Source organism: uncultured Methanobrevibacter sp., assembly GCF_902770715.1.
Lineage (GTDB): Archaea > Methanobacteriota > Methanobacteria > Methanobacteriales > Methanobacteriaceae > Methanocatella.
This window is the reverse complement of record NZ_CACXTS010000003.1, coordinates 51,503-67,702: the sequence shown is the minus strand read 5'-3', so window position 1 is coordinate 67,702 and position 16,200 is coordinate 51,503. Positions and strand designations below refer to the sequence as shown.

The 16,200-nt window shown below is 34.4% G+C and carries 20 protein-coding genes; 16 read left to right on the top strand and 4 right to left on the bottom strand.

Going from position 1 to position 16,200, the window contains the following annotated elements:
• Positions 1 to 29 precede the first annotated feature (29 nt).
• Genes QZU81_RS01600 through QZU81_RS01590 form a run of 3 tightly spaced genes read left to right on the top strand, consistent with a single transcriptional unit; the run spans position 30 to position 2,186 of the window.
• Complete coding sequence (locus tag QZU81_RS01600) at positions 30 to 722, top strand: iron-sulfur cluster assembly scaffold protein (protein ID WP_292826190.1); 693 nt, start codon at positions 30 to 32, stop codon at positions 720 to 722.
• Position 723: 1 nt separating this feature from the next.
• Positions 724 to 1,725 carry a GGGtGRT protein gene (locus QZU81_RS01595; RefSeq protein ID WP_292826193.1) on the top strand — a complete coding sequence of 334 codons (1,002 nt, stop codon included), beginning with the start codon at positions 724 to 726 and terminating at the stop codon, positions 1,723 to 1,725.
• A 44-nt stretch (positions 1,726 to 1,769) separates the two neighbouring features.
• Complete coding sequence (locus QZU81_RS01590) at positions 1,770 to 2,186, top strand: NUDIX domain-containing protein (protein ID WP_292852622.1); 417 nt, start codon at positions 1,770 to 1,772, stop codon at positions 2,184 to 2,186.
• 40 nt (positions 2,187 to 2,226) lie between these two features.
• On the opposite strand, the gene QZU81_RS01585 is transcribed toward QZU81_RS01590, so the two are convergent.
• A complete protein-coding gene (locus QZU81_RS01585) occupies positions 2,227 to 3,024 on the bottom strand; it encodes an amidohydrolase family protein (protein WP_295589095.1) in 798 nt (265 codons plus the stop codon).
• A gap of 106 nt (positions 3,025 to 3,130) precedes the next feature.
• Positions 3,131 to 3,781 carry a hypothetical protein gene (locus QZU81_RS01580; protein ID WP_292852616.1) on the bottom strand — a complete coding sequence of 217 codons (651 nt, stop codon included), beginning with the start codon at positions 3,779 to 3,781 and terminating at the stop codon, positions 3,131 to 3,133.
• A gap of 173 nt (positions 3,782 to 3,954) precedes the next feature.
• Between QZU81_RS01580 and QZU81_RS01575 the strand changes: the two genes are divergently transcribed.
• The 8 genes from QZU81_RS01575 to QZU81_RS01540 all read left to right on the top strand — a co-directional run bounded on the left by QZU81_RS01575 (position 3,955) and on the right by QZU81_RS01540 (position 10,596).
• Positions 3,955 to 4,905 carry a malate dehydrogenase gene (locus tag QZU81_RS01575; protein ID WP_292852613.1) on the top strand — a complete coding sequence of 317 codons (951 nt, stop codon included), beginning with the start codon at positions 3,955 to 3,957 and terminating at the stop codon, positions 4,903 to 4,905.
• 109 nt (positions 4,906 to 5,014) lie between these two features.
• Positions 5,015 to 6,256 (top strand): serine/threonine transporter SstT, encoded by a 1,242-nt coding sequence (gene sstT, locus QZU81_RS01570; protein ID WP_295589093.1) that lies wholly within the window; start codon positions 5,015 to 5,017, stop codon positions 6,254 to 6,256.
• Positions 6,253 to 6,693 carry a D-aminoacyl-tRNA deacylase gene (gene dtd / locus QZU81_RS01565; protein WP_292826207.1) on the top strand — a complete coding sequence of 147 codons (441 nt, stop codon included), beginning with the start codon at positions 6,253 to 6,255 and terminating at the stop codon, positions 6,691 to 6,693. Before sstT ends, dtd begins: the two co-directional genes overlap by 4 nt.
• A gap of 69 nt (positions 6,694 to 6,762) precedes the next feature.
• On the top strand, positions 6,763 to 7,665 hold the full coding sequence (locus QZU81_RS01560; protein ID WP_292852606.1) for a hypothetical protein: 903 nt from the start codon (positions 6,763 to 6,765) through the stop codon (positions 7,663 to 7,665).
• Between the two features lie 8 nt (positions 7,666 to 7,673).
• Positions 7,674 to 8,255 carry a zinc ribbon domain-containing protein gene (locus QZU81_RS01555; protein WP_292826213.1) on the top strand — a complete coding sequence of 194 codons (582 nt, stop codon included), beginning with the start codon at positions 7,674 to 7,676 and terminating at the stop codon, positions 8,253 to 8,255.
• A gap of 10 nt (positions 8,256 to 8,265) precedes the next feature.
• The gene (locus QZU81_RS01550) at positions 8,266 to 9,408 is read left to right on the top strand and encodes a toxic anion resistance protein (protein ID WP_292826216.1); all 1,143 of its coding nucleotides are present in this window, start codon (positions 8,266 to 8,268) and stop codon (positions 9,406 to 9,408) included.
• A gap of 40 nt (positions 9,409 to 9,448) precedes the next feature.
• Positions 9,449 to 9,862 carry a hypothetical protein gene (locus QZU81_RS01545; RefSeq protein WP_292852603.1) on the top strand — a complete coding sequence of 138 codons (414 nt, stop codon included), beginning with the start codon at positions 9,449 to 9,451 and terminating at the stop codon, positions 9,860 to 9,862.
• A 26-nt stretch (positions 9,863 to 9,888) separates the two neighbouring features.
• Positions 9,889 to 10,596 (top strand): alpha/beta hydrolase, encoded by a 708-nt coding sequence (locus QZU81_RS01540; protein WP_292852600.1) that lies wholly within the window; start codon positions 9,889 to 9,891, stop codon positions 10,594 to 10,596.
• A gap of 11 nt (positions 10,597 to 10,607) precedes the next feature.
• On the opposite strand, the gene QZU81_RS01535 is transcribed toward QZU81_RS01540, so the two are convergent.
• Positions 10,608 to 11,084 carry a GNAT family N-acetyltransferase gene (locus QZU81_RS01535; RefSeq protein WP_292852597.1) on the bottom strand — a complete coding sequence of 159 codons (477 nt, stop codon included), beginning with the start codon at positions 11,082 to 11,084 and terminating at the stop codon, positions 10,608 to 10,610.
• Between the two features lie 58 nt (positions 11,085 to 11,142).
• Between QZU81_RS01535 and QZU81_RS01530 the strand changes: the two genes are divergently transcribed.
• The 3 genes from QZU81_RS01530 to ung are packed head-to-tail and all read left to right on the top strand — an operon-like array spanning position 11,143 to position 13,375.
• Positions 11,143 to 11,601: a pyridoxamine 5'-phosphate oxidase family protein gene (locus tag QZU81_RS01530; protein WP_295589092.1), complete on the top strand. Its 459-nt coding sequence runs from the start codon at positions 11,143 to 11,145 to the stop codon at positions 11,599 to 11,601.
• Positions 11,602 to 11,609: 8 nt separating this feature from the next.
• Complete coding sequence (locus tag QZU81_RS01525; RefSeq protein ID WP_292852591.1) at positions 11,610 to 12,686, top strand: acyltransferase; 1,077 nt, start codon at positions 11,610 to 11,612, stop codon at positions 12,684 to 12,686.
• A 26-nt stretch (positions 12,687 to 12,712) separates the two neighbouring features.
• Positions 12,713 to 13,375 carry a uracil-DNA glycosylase gene (ung, locus tag QZU81_RS01520; RefSeq protein WP_292852588.1) on the top strand — a complete coding sequence of 221 codons (663 nt, stop codon included), beginning with the start codon at positions 12,713 to 12,715 and terminating at the stop codon, positions 13,373 to 13,375.
• Here ung and QZU81_RS01515 read toward each other — a convergent pair.
• A complete protein-coding gene (locus tag QZU81_RS01515) occupies positions 13,372 to 13,938 on the bottom strand; it encodes a hypothetical protein (protein WP_292852585.1) in 567 nt (188 codons plus the stop codon). The genes ung and QZU81_RS01515 overlap by 4 nt on opposite strands.
• Positions 13,939 to 14,259: 321 nt before the next feature.
• On the opposite strand from QZU81_RS01515, the gene QZU81_RS01510 reads away from it, so the two are divergent.
• Positions 14,260 to 15,321, top strand: a complete 1,062-nt coding sequence (locus QZU81_RS01510; RefSeq protein WP_292852582.1) for a histidinol-phosphate transaminase — start codon at positions 14,260 to 14,262, stop codon at positions 15,319 to 15,321.
• A gap of 74 nt (positions 15,322 to 15,395) precedes the next feature.
• On the top strand, positions 15,396 to 16,178 hold the full coding sequence (locus QZU81_RS01505; RefSeq protein WP_292826243.1) for a GNAT family N-acetyltransferase: 783 nt from the start codon (positions 15,396 to 15,398) through the stop codon (positions 16,176 to 16,178).
• Positions 16,179 to 16,200 lie beyond the last annotated feature (22 nt).

Below are 16,200 nucleotides of genomic sequence, written 5' to 3'. Positions count from 1 at the left end.
AAATCAGCAAAAACTTTTGGAGAAAAATGATGATATATTCAACAGAAATTGAAAATATGTGTCTTGTTCGCAAAGGTGCAAATCACGACCCTGCTCCAATTCCTGAAGAGGGCAGATGGGTTAAGGCAAAGGAAGTAAGTGACATTTCCGGTTTTACTCATGGTATAGGCTGGTGCGCACCTCAACAAGGATGCTGCAAATTAACATTAAACGTTAAGGAAGGCATAATTGAAGAAGCATTGGTTGAAACATTAGGTTGTTCAGGTATGACCCATTCAGCAGCAATGGCTGGTGAAATATTGGTAGGAAAGACAATCCTTGAAGCATTGAATACTGATTTGGTCTGTGATGCGATCAACACTGCAATGCGCGAGTTATTCTTACAGATTGTATACGGAAGAACCCAATCTGCATTTTCAGAAGGGGGCCTTCAGATTGGTGCCGGACTTGAGGATTTGGGAAAAGGCCACAGAAGCCAAGTCGGAACAATCTATTCAACAAAAGAAAAAGGTCCAAGATACTTGGAACTCACAGAGGGTTACATTACAGAAATTGGGCTTGATGAAGATAATGAAATCATCGGTTATAAATACATTAACCTTGGCGTAATGTTGGATCACATTAAAAATGGTGTTGAACCGATGGAAGCGATTGAAAAGGCTACAGGTCAATACGGCAGATTCGATGACGCCGTTAAAAAAATAGATCCAAGGAGTGAATAGAATGAGCTTATTTGAAAGTTATGAAAGAAGGATAGATCAAATCACTCCCGTACTTGAAAAATATGGAATAAGTGACCTTGAAGAAGCAAAACAGATTTGCCTTGACAAAGGATTCGACCCTTATGAAATCGTTAAGGGAGTTCAGCCAATATGCTTTGAAAACGCATGCTGGGCATACACTCTCGGTGCGGCAATAGCTATTAAACAGGGATGCGTTAAAGCTTCAGATGCTGCAAAGGCAATTGGTGAAGGATTGCAGGCATTTTGTATTCCTGGAAGTGTAGCAGATGACAGGCAAGTTGGATTAGGTCATGGAAACCTCGCATCAATGCTTTTAAGTGATGAAAGCGAATGCTTTGCATTTTTGGCAGGTCACGAAAGTTTTGCAGCTGCAGAAGGGGCAATAGGTATTGCAAACTCTGCTAATGAAGTAAGGGAAAAGCCATTGAGAGTAATATTGAACGGTCTTGGAAAGGATGCTGCATTAATCATTTCAAGAATCAATGGATTTACCCATGTTGAAACTGAATTTGACTATTTCACTGGAGAAGTCAAAGTCGTTAAGGAAAAGGCATACTCAGATGGTGAAAGGGCAAAAGTAAGATGCTACGGTGCAGATGACGTTCGTGAAGGTGTTGCAATCATGCATTTGGAAGGCGTAGACGTATCAATCACAGGTAACTCAACAAACCCTACTCGTTTCCAACATCCGGTAGCAGGTACATACAAGAAGGAATGTATCCTTCAAGGTAAAAAATACTTCTCTGTTGCTTCAGGCGGAGGAACTGGAAGAACATTGCACCCTGATAACATGGCAGCCGGACCTGCTTCCTATGGAATGACAGATACATTGGGAAGAATGCACTCCGATGCTCAATTCGCCGGATCCTCATCAGTTCCTGCTCACGTGGAAATGATGGGATTGATAGGTATGGGAAATAACCCAATGGTTGGAGCATCAGTTGCCGTTGCTGTTGCAGTTGAAAAAGCTATGAAACAATAAGGGAAATTATTCCCTTTTAACTATTTTTTTTTTAGGTGTTTAATATGTCTACTATGTGGGGTTTGGCAGTTAGAGGAATCTGCGAATATAATGGAAAATATTTGCTTTTGAAAATCAGGTCAAAATCATCTCATGATGCGGGAAGATGGGAGATTCCAGGCGGAAAAGTCAAGAAATGCGAATTTTTCGATGATGCATTAAAAAGAGAGTACCTTGAAGAAACAGGTCTTGAGATTGATGTGGATTCACTTTTAAACGTTATTAGAAGAGATTATACTGCATGCAAAACAAATGAGGACATCAAATCAATTCAGCTGATAATGAAAGTAACCTGCGAAAGCGATAATGTTGCAATTAGTGAAGAGCATGATGATTACGGATGGTTTGGTATGGATGAAATCGAAGAAATGATTTCAAGGGATTTGTTAACACCTCCTGCTGTTGAGGCATTTAGAAAATAAGTTTTTTTTTAAAGTGTGACAATTTGTCACACTTTCACTTTTAGATTAATTTTAACAGTTTAGCGGCATTCTCATAAAGAATTTGGGAACGTTCTTTTTCTGTTAATTCAATTTTGTTAAAGTATTCCATTTCGCTTTTTGACTCCCACATAGGATAGTCTGTTCCCCACAATACCTTGTCGCTGCCGTATGCATGAATCAGTTCTAAGGCGGTTTCAGGACTTAACGCATATAGGCTAGAGCTCAAGTCAACGTAAAGGTTTTCAAATCCGGATAATTTTTCTGTTGCTTCTTCCCACATACTCCAACCTGCAAAGTGAGCGCCGATAAATGTTATGTCCGGAAATTTTTCAAGAAATGGCTTAATTTGTGCAGGATTGGAATAGTTATATCTGAAGTCACCGCAGTGAACAAGCATAGGAACATTTCCTTCATTTACTACTTCACCTATCTTTAATGCACGTTCATCATTCATGGCAAATTGCTGAAAATCAGGGTGCAGTTTGACTCCTTTAAGGCCTAACTCAATTAGATAATCGAAATCACCTTGAATATCATCACTATTCGGATGCAGGGTTCCAAATCCGGTAAATACGTCAGGATGTTGATTGACAGCTTCCGCAATGAATTCATTAATTGACTTAACCTGTTTTGGTGTTGTTGCAACGGAGTGAACCAAATAGTGTGTCACACCAACTTCATTGCCGTCTCTAATTAAATCATCTAATTTACCATTCAGGGACATGTCCAAATCGTAAAAATCCCTTATTCCCATTACTGCTTTATCTGCTATCTTTTCCGGATAAATATGACAATGTGCATTTATAATTTTTTGCATATAATTAAACCACCTAATCAATCTAAATATTAATTTAGATTTTTATATTATAAAAATTTAATAAAGTGAACATTTGAGGATGTTCACTAAAAGTAGTCATCAAAAGTTAATATAAATCCTTACCAGTATAGAGGTTTTCTTCACTGTAGATTCTAATCAGCCTATCTATTAAATCATCATACATCAGTCTATGGCCTACAGCTCCTCCTTGAGGTGTTTTTACATTATTCAATGATTTGTCTGCAAATTCGCCGGAGTTATTGATAATATACCACATTCCGTGAGGAGTGTATATGAATAGTTCGCCTTCTCCTTTCTCAAATCCATTCTTGAAGCGGTCTTGAGGGTCATAAATTTTTGTTGAGTGAACAGCCAGTCTTGATAGGTCCTGTTCAGGCATAGTTCCGCTTTTTTCAAAAAGTATCTTTAACCATTCATATGACTTATCTAGCAGGTTTGCTTTTTTAATTGGGTCTGCAAATGCTTCCTTAACTTTGTTCTGCCTTTTTTCAAGGGTATTTGTAATTCCCAATATCTCTTCAACCTTCGCAACATCTTTTTCAAGGCACCTATATCCTTCTGGCCTTCCGGTCACCTGAACGTTGCCTTCAACAAAATCCATTCTTTTGAACTTTCTAAAATAGGGCTTCACCTTTTCAAATTCTTCATCGGGAATCCTCTTGTTCAATCCATATAGGTATCCGTATTCATTTGCGTCGTAGCATTTTGTTTCCAGTTTCAGTTCATTATCGGCCATGTTATCAACTCGTTTATTATATATTTATTTCATTTTAAGATAAATATTTATTGTTAAATTGAATAAACTTAAATATTATCTAATTTTTTTGTATATTTTTTAATATAATTTAAAATAAGTCTCTAATAATCCATTAGAAAGTTATTTTTATGATAAAAACTAATATAATTACTATGGTAAAAGTAAGTATTTTCGGATCAACTGGAACAATAGGTAAAAATGTGGCGTTTACCCTAGCAAGAGAGGATACAGTTGATGAGATTGTTATGGTTGCAAGACCTCAAAGTCTTGATAAGGTTAAGGGTGAAACTTATGACATGTATGATGCTCTAGCCGCAAGGGATATTGATTGTAAGCTGACTCCTACTTGTGATTTTAATGATATTGCAGGTTCCGCTATCGTGTTAATTACCGCAGGAATTCATAGGGAAAAGGGCATGAAAAGGCTTGATTTGGCGGTTCCAAATGCCAAAATAGTTGATTATTATTCTAGACAGGTTGCAAAATATGCTCCGGATTCAATCATACTTGTTGCAACAAATCCTGTTGATGTGATGACTACTATTGCTCTTGATGCTTCAGGATTTGACAAAATGAGGGTTATCGGTGTTGGAAACCACTTGGATTCATTAAGGTTGAAGAATTATTTCTCAAGGCAAATTAATATCAACAGCTCTGAAGTGCATACTAGGGTTGTGGGCGAACACGGTGACAACATGGTTCCGCTTTTAAGCTCAACAACCATAGGTGGTATTCCTTTGAAATATTTCGTGGAGTATGTTGATTTGGATATTAGGGGATTGGTGCAACAGCTTAGAAATGCAGGAAACACGATCATTTCAAAAAAGGGAGCTACCGAATACGGTCCTGCTTATGCAATTTCAAACCTGATTTCAACAATAATCACTGACACCCATAGGGTTTTAACAGTAAGCTGTTATCTGGATGGTGAAGTTGAAAACGTTGAAGATGTATCGTTAGGTGTGCCTGCGGTCATGTCTAAAAAGGGTGTTGCAATGATTGTACCTATTCATATGAATGATATTGAGAAAAAAAGCTTCATAAAGGCAGCCAACACTGTTCGTGACGCAACTTATGAAGTAAAAGAAAATCTTGATATCTGATTTTTACTTTTTTACTAATTTGTTGTAAACTTTTTTCAATGTAAAGCATAGTTAACTTTTTTTAATCTAATGTCATAATATTATATATTAAAATTATAGAGGATTGTTAATGAACAGAATTATTAATAAATGGACTGAATCAAGTCTTATTTTAAAAATTGTAATTGGTTTGATTATTGGTTCAATTTTAGGTGTTTTCGTTCCTAATTGGACAATTATAGGTTTTCCAGGCGAAATATTTGTAAGTGCTCTAAAAGCTATTGCTCCAATTTTAGTTTTTGTTTTGGTTGCTTCTGCTATTTCAAAAGCAAGAACTGGAATTGGGTCAAGGTTTAAAACAGTAATAGTTTTATATTTATTTAGTACTTTCCTATCAGCTATGGTTGCGATTATCGCAAGTACATTGTTCCCGGTTACAATTCACCTTTCTGATGCAAGCACTGCTGCTGCACCTGGCGGCCTTGGTGAAGTGATGTCTAATATGATTTTGGGTATTTTCTCCAATCCGATCGGATTGATTTCGGAAGGTCATTATTTGGGAATACTGTTCTGGTCAATCGTGTTTGGAATTGCCCTTAAAAACATTGCAAGTGACTCTACAAAGGATGTTGTAACTGACTGTGCAAATGCAGTTACCCTGATTGTGAGGGGCATCATCCAATTTGCACCTATCGGTATCATGGGATTGGTATTCACTTCAGTTTCCGAAAGCGGACTGGGAATATTTGTCCAATATTCTCAATTAATTCTATTGCTTGTCGGATGTATTGCATTTGTTGCATTTGTAACAGATCCAATCATATCTGCAGTAGCATTAAGACGCAATCCTTATCCATTGGTATTGACCTGTTTAAGGGAAAGTGGTATTACTGCATTTTTCACAAGAAGTTCTGCAGCTAATATTCCGGTCAATATGCAGTTATGTGAAAGATTAGGATTGGACAGGGATTTCTTCTCAATCAGCATCCCGCTAGGAGCAACAATCAACATGGAAGGTGCTGCAGTAACAATTACCGTCATGACTCTTGCTGTTTGTCATACCATGGGAATATCCGTTCCTTTACCTGTTACTGTCGTTTTATGCATAATTTCAACAGTTGGTGCATGTGGTGCTTCAGGTGTTGCAGGGGGATCTCTTTTGCTTATTCCTATGGCCTGTTCACTATTTGGTATTCCAGCTGATGTATCTATGCAGGCAGTTGCTGTTGGATTTATCATTGGGGTCATTCAGGATTCATGTGAAACAGCCCTCAACTCTGCTGGAGATGCGCTTTTCTCAGCAACCGCTGAGTATCATGATAGGCGAGTAAATGGAGAACCAGTTAATTTCTTAGGAGAATTTGCAAAATGAAACTAGTAGTTCAAAGAGTTTCCAATGCCAGTGTTGAAGTGGAAAATGAAATTGTTGGTCAAATCGATGAAGGTTTGATGGTTTTAGTTGGCTTTGGAGAAAACGACACTGAAAAGGAAGCGGATTATCTTGCAAAAAAGCTTGTTAAACTAAGAATTTTTCAAGATGAAAACGGTCGTATGAACAAATCAGTAAAGGATATTGGAGGAAAGCTATTGCTTGTTCCCCAATTCACTTTATATGCTCACACAAAAAAGAACAGGCCTTCTTTTCATAGGGCATTGGCACCTGATCAGGCCACAGTCTTGTTTGACTATTTTGCTTCAAAGTGTGGCGAAGACATTGAGGTTGAAACTGGCGAATTTGGCGCATACATGAAAGTTAATCTTTTAAACAACGGTCCCGTCACTATATTATTGGAAAAGGAATTTGATTAGTTAGTAACAAATTAAATACAAATGTTTATAAATACCTAATATATAATTAGTATCATTGGAGACCAATCAATGTCTGATGAAAACTCAAAAATCCATGAAATCAAGAGATTAACAACTCCTATCACCTTTAAAAATTCCAAGGCATACGACAGTGATGGCGTAAGGGTTAAATGTATAGAATCATTATCTGATATAAGGTATATTATTGAACCTAAACCGGGCATCTTGACCGATGATGAAGTTCTACAGTATGCCCCTGACTCTAGCTATGCTTCTAAAATTAAATTACAAAGGGGTTTGGGTGATGCATCTGATTTTTTATTAGCGAATAATTCCATTATTGGGCTATTAGGTGTTTATTATATTGCTTTAATCTGCATTTTGGTTCCTTTCGCTTTTTGGGGAAATAAAACAGTAATGTTCCTAATCTTAATTTTATTTGTAGTTCCTTTGTTATATTTATATAAACAATCAAATTCGAAAGGTTATGCAAATGCTGAACCGAAAAAGCAAAGGCAAAAGGTGACATCTCAAAGTGAGTCCAGCGATTCAACACAAATCCGTAAAGGCATAGGTCTTGAGTCCCTTAAGAAATATGAAAAGGAAGTGGATAATCTAAAAGTGTTGTTTGATGTAAAGGAGGAAGTTGTTAAGGATTTGATAAAGAAATGTTTCACTCCACCTCAACTTACATATGACAGGTTCATGAGCGTTATTGAAAGTTCTCATAAATTGTTTTATGCCCAAAGTGATTCAGCTTTGAATATAATTAATCTTGCAGCTGAAGACACTCCAAGAATTGAAGGTGAACTTGAAAGCAAAATCAATAATATGAAAACTATTATAAATCAAATCGAAGATTTGACAAATGAATTGGTCATCAATTTGAATTCTAATGATGAAAAAACTGAAGAAGTAAAGAATTTATTAGATGAAATGGAAAACTTAATCAGTTCTGTTAAAGAATATTAGGTGATTGAATGAGCAAGACTTGTCCTAAATGCGGTAAAACTGCAGCAGATGATGCAAAATTTTGTATGGATTGTGGCTATAGTTTTAATGATGGTAATTCAAAATCAAGTTCAAGCATTTTTTCAAATGGGAAGATATTTTTAGCATTAATTGCTATCATATTAGTTTTTGGAGGGTTATTCATCCTTACATCTGGAAACGGCAATAATCATGTTGCAACAGATACAGATGATGGTGTTGAACATGTTGATTTGACTATTACTGATGTTTTAGGCTATGACAGTGATTATGATAACAAAACATCTTATACCGTTTATACAGAAGCATTATTTTTAGATGTGCCTTCAGATATGAAGGGCTATGTGGTTAAAACTTCTTATTATGATAAGAATAATACTCTATTGGGCCAGGAATCTGAAAAGTTATCCTATATCTATTATGATAGTGATTACAGCATCAGTTTTGGAGATTACACATCATACAAAAAATTGAATTTGGATCATGTTAATGTAGAAATAATTAAAAGTGGTAAAACCATAGATAATTTTACTGCTAAAGTTGATAGGAATAAAATAGATTATCTTAATTAAGGTGATAAAGATGGCTGAATTTTCTCTAGATGTAGATGAAATTAAAAAAGATGTTGAAACATCCATTAAGGATGAAGAAGAAAAATTGGAAAACTCAAATCTCAAAAACCAAGCACAAGACAACGCAACTGCAATTTTCGACGCTGATTTAAACAATCCGCAAGAAAGGGAAAGCATATTAAAACCTTTAGATGACTTTGGCCTTTCTGACATGTCTAAATCCGCATCCCATAATGAAATGTTATCCACCAGATTAAGTGACTTGACTAAAGGCGGAAAGGAAGCGGACAACATTGGAGAAAAGTTATTGGAATTGGATCAACAAATGAAAGATTTAGACCCAAGCAAAGTTGATTTTGCAAAAAAGGGCATGCTTGGCAATCTGGTCAATCCTGTAAAGAAATATTTTGCTAAATATGAAAAAGCGGAAGTATCCATTTCACATATTATTGAATCTCTTGAAAGAAGCGGTAAAGTATTGCAAAATGACAATACCACCTTATTAAGTGAAGAAAACTATTTGAGGGAAGTTACAAACAAACTCCTTGCAGACATTGAATTAGGTAAGAAAATGGACGAATCCATTGAAGCACAAATTCAAGAGGCTGAAATCAATGGTGTTGACGAAGAAAAAATTGCATTTGTACGTGAAGAGGTTTTATTCCCTCTAAGACAAAGAATCATGGATATGCAACAGATGATTGTTGTAAACCAACAGGGAATTGTTTCTCTTAATGTAATCAGAAGAAACAATAAGGAACTGATTAGAGGAGTTAAACGTGCCCAAAATGTTACAGTTTCAGCCTTAAGGACTGGTGTAATGGTTGCAAGTGCACTTTATAACCAAAAAATTGTAATGGATAAGATTAATATCCTAAACAAGACTACTGAAAATATTATTGAATCAACATCACACATGCTTAAGGAACAAGGAAGTGAAATTCAAAGGCACAGTGCTGAGACAATGATTTCTCCGGAAGTTTTAAAGGCTTCATTCTCAGAAGCTCTTCAAGCTATTGAAGATGTAAGCACTTATAAACAACAAGCACTTCCTAAAATGAAAGAAACAATTGAAGTGTTCTCAGATCTTGCCGATGAAGGTCAAAAAGTTGTTGATAAAATAGAAACTAGTAATAAAGATTTGTTAGAATAGTGGATTTATTTCCACTATAATAAAATTTTTAGGTTAAAAGATGAATGCTTTAGAAAAAATCAAAAGGTCATGGTGGGTTATCTTTTCACCGATTATCATATTCAATGGTTTGGGATTTATTTTTATTGGAGCTATACACGACAATAAGAATTGGATTTTGGAAGGAGTAATCTATGAGCTGCCTTGGGTTTTTGGTATAATATTTTCCGATTTTGATGGAATAATTGAGGTATATGTAGCAATAGCCATGATACTGTTGTTGATTTCTATTGTCCGCTCTGTATGGGTTGCAATTAAGCTTGCTGATGTATATGACAATGAAGACAAATATTCAATTCAATCAACATCATTGAATAGTTCCAATCAGGACAAAAATGATTTTCCAACTACTATTGCCTGCGTTTCATGCCTTGTTTTAATTTTCATAGCCTATGGAATTCTAGCATTCATTTAAATATTACTCTTTTTTAAAATATAATCATGAATAAAATAATTAAAATTGCTATCATTATTGTTTTTATTTTAATTGCTTGTTTTGCAATATTCTATGTTAATGATTATTATCATGCAGATAAAATAGCTATTGACCGTTTAAATGCAAACGATAATGTCAGTGTAGTTAAAACATCAAATGGCCTATTGTTGGATGGTCCTGGAAATGATACCGCACTGATATTCTATCCTGGTGCAAAAATTGAATATACTGCATACGCTCCGATGTTCAAGGACTTATCCGAAAAGGGAATTGACTGCTATTTGGTGGAGATGCCATTTAATCTGGCATTATTGGGCCAGAATAGTGCTGATGAGATTATTGACAGTGGAAATTACTCTCATTATTTCATTTCAGGCCATTCATTAGGTGGAGCTATGGCAGCTTCATATGTTAATAGCACCAACAAGACTGATGGGCTGATATTGTTCGCATCCTATTCAACCTGCAAGATTGAAAAACCGGTTTTATCAATCTATGGAAGTGAAGATAAGGTATTGAACAAGGAGAAATACTTAGATTCAATAAATTTCATAGAAGATAATCTCACCGAAATAGAAATTAAAGGTGCAAATCATGCTCAATTTGCATATTACGGAAATCAGTCAGGTGATGGTGTTGCCAATATTTCCGCTTCATCACAGCAAAAACAAAGTGCAAGTGCAATAATTGAGTTTATACGGGATATTGTTTAAAAAGGGTTAAATTAGCTGTCGGCTAATTTTTTCAACTCTTCACCAGTCAGGTGGAATACATTCCAGTCCTTCTGTTCAGCGCCGAGTGATATGTAAAAGTCAATGCTAGGCTGGTTCCATGATAGGCATGTCCATTCAAATCTACCATATCCTTTGTCGTCCACGATTTTTGCTAATTTTTTAAGCAGTGCAGTTCCATATCCTTTACCGCGATATTCTGAATCAATGAATAGGTCTTCCAAATGAAGATTTGCATTACCGATATATGTTGAAAAGCTTAAGAAGTATAAGGCAAATCCTATCTCTTTTCCATCTTCAAGTGCAAATATCACATTTGCATGTTCCTTGTCGAAAATCCATTTTTCCAGGTCTTCTTCGGTTGCAATAACTTCATCCAATCTGTGTTCATAATCAGCAAGCTTTTTAATAAATGTTAAAATTAAACTGACATCCTCTCTTGATGCTTCCCTAAATGTTAATTCTGCCATAAAAATCACTATAATTTAATTTATAAGTTTGAATAAATATATTCATATGTTTAGAAAAATGAAGAGAATTGGCCAGGCGATATCAAAAGAAGAATGTGAAGAAATCCTAACCAATGAACCTAGAGGGGTTTTAGCTCTTTTGGGTGATGATGATTATCCGTATGCCATTCCGATGAGTCATGTTTATGTCGACGGGAAAATCTATTTTCACGGTGCACAGACTGGTCATAAAAATGATGCGGTTAAAAAGCACTCTAAGGTTTCCTATTGCGTAATTGATAAAGGTGTTAAGGCTAAAGATAGCTGGTGGTACACATTCAAAAGTGTCATTGTCTTTGGAAAGATAAAAACATTAACAGACCTGGATGAAAAAATCGAAATATTGACTCATTTGGGTGATAAATTCTTCCCAACCCATAAAGAAACAGTTGATGAGATTAACAGATTATTAGATAGAACTGAAGTATTTGAAATTACAATTGAACATATGAGCGGCAAGATAGTTAAAGAAAAATAGGTGCATGAATGGTTAAAAAGAGAATCTTTTATTATGATGTGCTGCGCGCAATTGCGATTATTGGCATTGTTTTTTGTCATGCCTCAGTAACATTTGTATTAACTGGCGTAGACAATCCCACATTTTACATTTCAGCATTCTTTGACTGCCTACGGGATTTTTCAATACCGATATTCGTAATGTTGAGCGGAGCGTTATTGATCAATAGAAAGGATTCTCTAGGCGATTTTTTCAAAAAGAGATTATCAAGATTATTCATTCCATTTGTTTTCTGGGTTGTAATAAGCATTATTTACTCTGTAGTATATCTTAAACACTCATTTGATATTTCCAATGCATTGGACATATTCTTCGGAAAACCAGGAACCCTTGGAGTTGCATTCTGGTTCATTTGGATGATTGTAATCGTCTATTTCGAAATATTCATCATAAACAGGTTAATCATATATGGTAGCAGAAAAAGAGAGAATTTTGAAAAAGTATTCATCACTTTATTGACAGTTTTATCTGTGATTTACATAGCCCTTTCTCATTTTGGCATATTAGGACACTATAGTTTTAAGGTATTCTATTTCATGTCATTCATTACGTATGTCATCATAGGATACTTCATTTCCCATTATGATTTGATAGGAAGCAGAGTCAGTGCAAACAAAATGATTATAGCTACGTTATTGGTTTCATGTGCATTATACGGATATTACATCTTCGGTTTTGTAGTTCCCAAATCAATTCAGGCAAATCATTTTGTCTATAAGGGATATTTCAACCTTTTGATATTGGCTCTTTCAGTGAATATATTTTCCTTGTTCAAGTATCTCTCAAAAACCAAATATCTTATGGATATTGAAGATAAAACATTAGGAAAACTGTTCATCACCATAAGCAAATACAGTTTCGGCTTATATCTGTGCCATTATATGATATTGAATCTCATAAAAATAAACCTCATAGGCATATACCGCAATCAAAACCCCTTATTATGGATACCGATTCTTGTAATCTTAACAACATCGATTTCTCTAGCTATTCTGGGAATTTTAAATAGAATCCCATATCTCGATAGGTTCACCGGAAAAAGTTAAGATGGATTAGTTACATAATAAGTTCTATGATAGGAAACGATTGGGATTTGGCCTTGGCTGATGAGTTTGAAAAGGACTACTTTTTAAAAATTTCAGATTTCATTGATGAGGAATATGAATCAAAAACAGTTTATCCGCCTTATGAGGATATATTCAATGCATTTAAACTTACTCCTTTAGGCAATGTCAAGGTTGTTATTTTAGGCCAGGATCCCTATCATGAGGAGGGTCAGGCTCATGGTCTTGCATTTTCAACACCAGATGGCAGACCTATTCCAAGATCATTGAAAAATATTTTTAAGGAAATCAATGCTGAATATGATTTTCCGATTCCTGAATCAGGATGTTTGGAAAAGTGGGCAAAAGAAGGTGTCTTTTTACTTAATACTGTTTTGACTGTTGTAGAGGGTGAAGCCAATTCTCACAGCAAATGTGGTTGGCAGACATTTACTGATGCCGTAATAAGAATATTGAATTGCCAGAACCAACCGATTGTTTTCATGCTTTGGGGAAAACAGGCGGAAAAGAAAAAGGAGCTGATTTCAAATCCGAATCATTTGGTTTTAATCACGTCCCATCCTTCACCATTCTCTGCTAGACGAGGATTTTTAGGTTCAAATCATTTTAAATTGGCTAATGAATTTTTAAGAGAAAATAATATTGATGAAATAGATTGGAAACTGGACTAGATGACAATTTCATAATCTGTTTTTCTATTGTCTCTCATTCTGGAGTCCATATCAATTAAATCATATACTAGAGGATTTGCCATTAGCATAGTCCATATTTCAAAGGTAGTTTTTATAAAATCCTCATTTAGTTTAATGTGGTCATGAACTATTGGGCATTTGTATGGAAATTCGCTCTCATCAAAAATCAGGTGAAATTCGCCCTTTTTGTCTAAGTGGGGAATTAATGGAAAAGTTCTGCATTGGATAGGTCTGATTGAACGGTCGCATTTTGGAGGATTTTTGCATTTTACAAGATAAATCTGTCCTTTCCATGAATGAGGATATTTGATTTCAGACGAATCGATGTAGTAAAGTTCAAATTCATCACTGCCCTCATACATTAACTCTTCGCCTGGAAGCAGATAAAGAGCCAAATCTTCATTGTGATAGTCTTCAGCATCATAAACGCAGCAGACTTCTCCGCATAACCTGCCGCAGTCAAAATCTACGGGTGTTACTTCATCAAGTCTTTCATATATTTTCCTTATGCTTTTTTTCATTTCAATTGCACTAATTTCCATAGCAGTCAACCTTTAATATATATTTTGTAAATAATATTTTTAAGATATTTGTCTTTTAAATTCAAATTCATTAAAATTTTACATTTATAAATCTAAATTTAGTTATTATTAAAAAATTATTTATAATAATAATTTATAAATTATATATAATATGCAATTCTAAAATTAAGGATTTTTTTATTAAACACGAAAAATTAAATATTTACAAAAAGATTATATTATGGCCCATAATCCTTTGGAAATTTTAGATTTATTCATTAATAGAGTTAATATGCATTGGTGGCATTAAAATATTAAAAAGGAATAATTTAAGGGGAGATTATGTATTACATTAATGAAAACATAAAAAATTTATATAGGATTTTTGATCAAAACTCACGTGATGGATATCTCAGATTGGATTTAAATGAGAATCCCGTTGGTTTGCCTCAGGAATTTATTGATGAGGTCCTTTCTAAAGTTACTCCAGAATTTGTGGCAAAATATCCCGAACAATTGGAATTTACAAAAAAATTAGCCAAATTTATTGGAGTTGAAGTGGAAAATATATGTCTTGTAAACGGTTCAGCAGAAGGAATAAGGTATATTATTCAGGCATATAGTAGGCCTGGGGGTAAAGTGCTGTCTGTCAGTCCTTCTTATGCAATGTATGATGTATACTGTGAGATGTACGGTAGGGAAAGTGTCCACGTGTATTATGATGAAAATTTGGAGATGCATGTTGAAGACATTATTGATGCAATAAATGATGATATTGATTTGGTAATAATCTTAAACCCTAATAATCCTGTGGGTGATGTTTACACTTATGAGGAAATGGATAACATTTTAGAGGCCTGTAAAAAACATGAATGTACTCTATTAATTGATGAAGCTTATTTTTATTACTATCCAAACTCCTTTATTAAATATGCAATAGAAAATGATCATGTTCTATTAACCAGAACATTTTCTAAAGTGTTTTCTCTTGCAGGGGGAAGATTGGGTTATGTTGTTGGTAAAAAGTATGATGTTGAAATAGTTCAAAAGCTGGCCACACCACATAATGTAAATGCTTTTGGAATGGCATTTGCACAAGCACTAATTGAAAAAGACGGTATGATTGATGAACTTGTTGAAAAGCAATTGACAGGTAAACAGCACTTGATTGATACGTTGCAAGAAAAAGGATATTGTGTTAGTGCTAAAGAAGGAAACTTTATTTTTATCAAACCAAAGCATCTTGATGCTGAAAGCATTGTCAAACAAATGAAAGAGGAAAAAAAGATTTTAATCAAAGTTTATAAAGATATTCCTGATTTAGGCGATTGTTTGCGTGTTTCCATAGGTGAAAGTGAAGTAATGGACATATTTATTGAAGCTTTAGAGGATATTGATCAATAATTATCTGGATATTAATTAGGAAAATGCCGGAATAGATTTTTAGTAAGTCACTTAAGAAATGAAAGGGAATGAACATGTTTAAAAGAGTTAATCAAGAGAATGTGAAATTAATTAAAGAATATATTGGAAATGACTATGATAAATGTTTATATCTATATTTGGATTTTTTAAAATATGGATTAGACAATGATAACTTAAAGTTTTGGTTTGATTCAAAAGATGATGAAATTAACTGTGTAGTTTTAAAATATTACTCTGGAATGCATGTATTTTCAAAGAACAGAGACTGTGACTTTGATGAAATTAAAGAGTTAGTAATGGATGAGAATCCTTCAGTCATATGTGCTGAAAAATTTCTTATTGAAAAGTTGTCTGAAATTCTTAAAGAAAAGGAATATTCTACTGACTATGGTTGGGTTAGAGTCTTATCAAATCATTATGAATGTGAAAATTCATGTGTGGAATTAGCTGTTGAAGATGAGGATTTCGTTGAAATTTCAAAATTAATTAAAAATGATCCTATGGGAGAATTTTACGATTTGGATGAATTGATTTCTCAAATCAAAGAAAGAGATGACGATAATTTTGGAAGGAATTATATAATTAAGGATGATGGCAAAATCATTTCCAATGCTTCAACAAATGCCGAACTTGAAAATATTGCGGTATTATCCAATGTCATTACAGACCAAGCATACAGAGGAAAAGGCCTTGCAACAAAAGTCTGCAGCAGATTATGTAATGACTTGATTGATGAGGGTAAAAAGGTTTATTTAATTAATTATACAGAAGAATCAACTGGATTATATGATAAATTAGGATTTGAAATTTCTTGTGAAATTGGAAAGTTACATTAGGATGTTTTTCTTATTCACTTAA

What these genes read in the sequence shown, in the direction of transcription:
- QZU81_RS01600 (WP_292826190.1), top strand. Translation starts at nt 30, where the DNA reads ATGATATATTCAACAGAAATTGAAAATATGTGTCTTGTTCGCAAAGGT.
- QZU81_RS01595 (WP_292826193.1), top strand. Translation starts at nt 724, where the DNA reads ATGAGCTTATTTGAAAGTTATGAAAGAAGGATAGATCAAATCACTCCC.
- QZU81_RS01590 (WP_292852622.1), top strand. Translation starts at nt 1,770, where the DNA reads ATGTCTACTATGTGGGGTTTGGCAGTTAGAGGAATCTGCGAATATAAT.
- QZU81_RS01585 (WP_295589095.1), bottom strand. Translation starts at nt 3,024, where the DNA reads ATGCAAAAAATTATAAATGCACATTGTCATATTTATCCGGAAAAGATA.
- QZU81_RS01580 (WP_292852616.1), bottom strand. Translation starts at nt 3,781, where the DNA reads ATGGCCGATAATGAACTGAAACTGGAAACAAAATGCTACGACGCAAAT.
- QZU81_RS01575 (WP_292852613.1), top strand. Translation starts at nt 3,955, where the DNA reads ATGGTAAAAGTAAGTATTTTCGGATCAACTGGAACAATAGGTAAAAAT.
- sstT (WP_295589093.1), top strand. Translation starts at nt 5,015, where the DNA reads ATGAACAGAATTATTAATAAATGGACTGAATCAAGTCTTATTTTAAAA.
- dtd (WP_292826207.1), top strand. Translation starts at nt 6,253, where the DNA reads ATGAAACTAGTAGTTCAAAGAGTTTCCAATGCCAGTGTTGAAGTGGAA.
- QZU81_RS01560 (WP_292852606.1), top strand. Translation starts at nt 6,763, where the DNA reads ATGTCTGATGAAAACTCAAAAATCCATGAAATCAAGAGATTAACAACT.
- QZU81_RS01555 (WP_292826213.1), top strand. Translation starts at nt 7,674, where the DNA reads ATGAGCAAGACTTGTCCTAAATGCGGTAAAACTGCAGCAGATGATGCA.
- QZU81_RS01550 (WP_292826216.1), top strand. Translation starts at nt 8,266, where the DNA reads ATGGCTGAATTTTCTCTAGATGTAGATGAAATTAAAAAAGATGTTGAA.
- QZU81_RS01545 (WP_292852603.1), top strand. Translation starts at nt 9,449, where the DNA reads ATGAATGCTTTAGAAAAAATCAAAAGGTCATGGTGGGTTATCTTTTCA.
- QZU81_RS01540 (WP_292852600.1), top strand. Translation starts at nt 9,889, where the DNA reads ATGAATAAAATAATTAAAATTGCTATCATTATTGTTTTTATTTTAATT.
- QZU81_RS01535 (WP_292852597.1), bottom strand. Translation starts at nt 11,084, where the DNA reads ATGGCAGAATTAACATTTAGGGAAGCATCAAGAGAGGATGTCAGTTTA.
- QZU81_RS01530 (WP_295589092.1), top strand. Translation starts at nt 11,143, where the DNA reads ATGAAGAGAATTGGCCAGGCGATATCAAAAGAAGAATGTGAAGAAATC.
- QZU81_RS01525 (WP_292852591.1), top strand. Translation starts at nt 11,610, where the DNA reads ATGGTTAAAAAGAGAATCTTTTATTATGATGTGCTGCGCGCAATTGCG.
- ung (WP_292852588.1), top strand. Translation starts at nt 12,713, where the DNA reads ATGATAGGAAACGATTGGGATTTGGCCTTGGCTGATGAGTTTGAAAAG.
- QZU81_RS01515 (WP_292852585.1), bottom strand. Translation starts at nt 13,938, where the DNA reads ATGGAAATTAGTGCAATTGAAATGAAAAAAAGCATAAGGAAAATATAT.
- QZU81_RS01510 (WP_292852582.1), top strand. Translation starts at nt 14,260, where the DNA reads ATGTATTACATTAATGAAAACATAAAAAATTTATATAGGATTTTTGAT.
- QZU81_RS01505 (WP_292826243.1), top strand. Translation starts at nt 15,396, where the DNA reads ATGTTTAAAAGAGTTAATCAAGAGAATGTGAAATTAATTAAAGAATAT.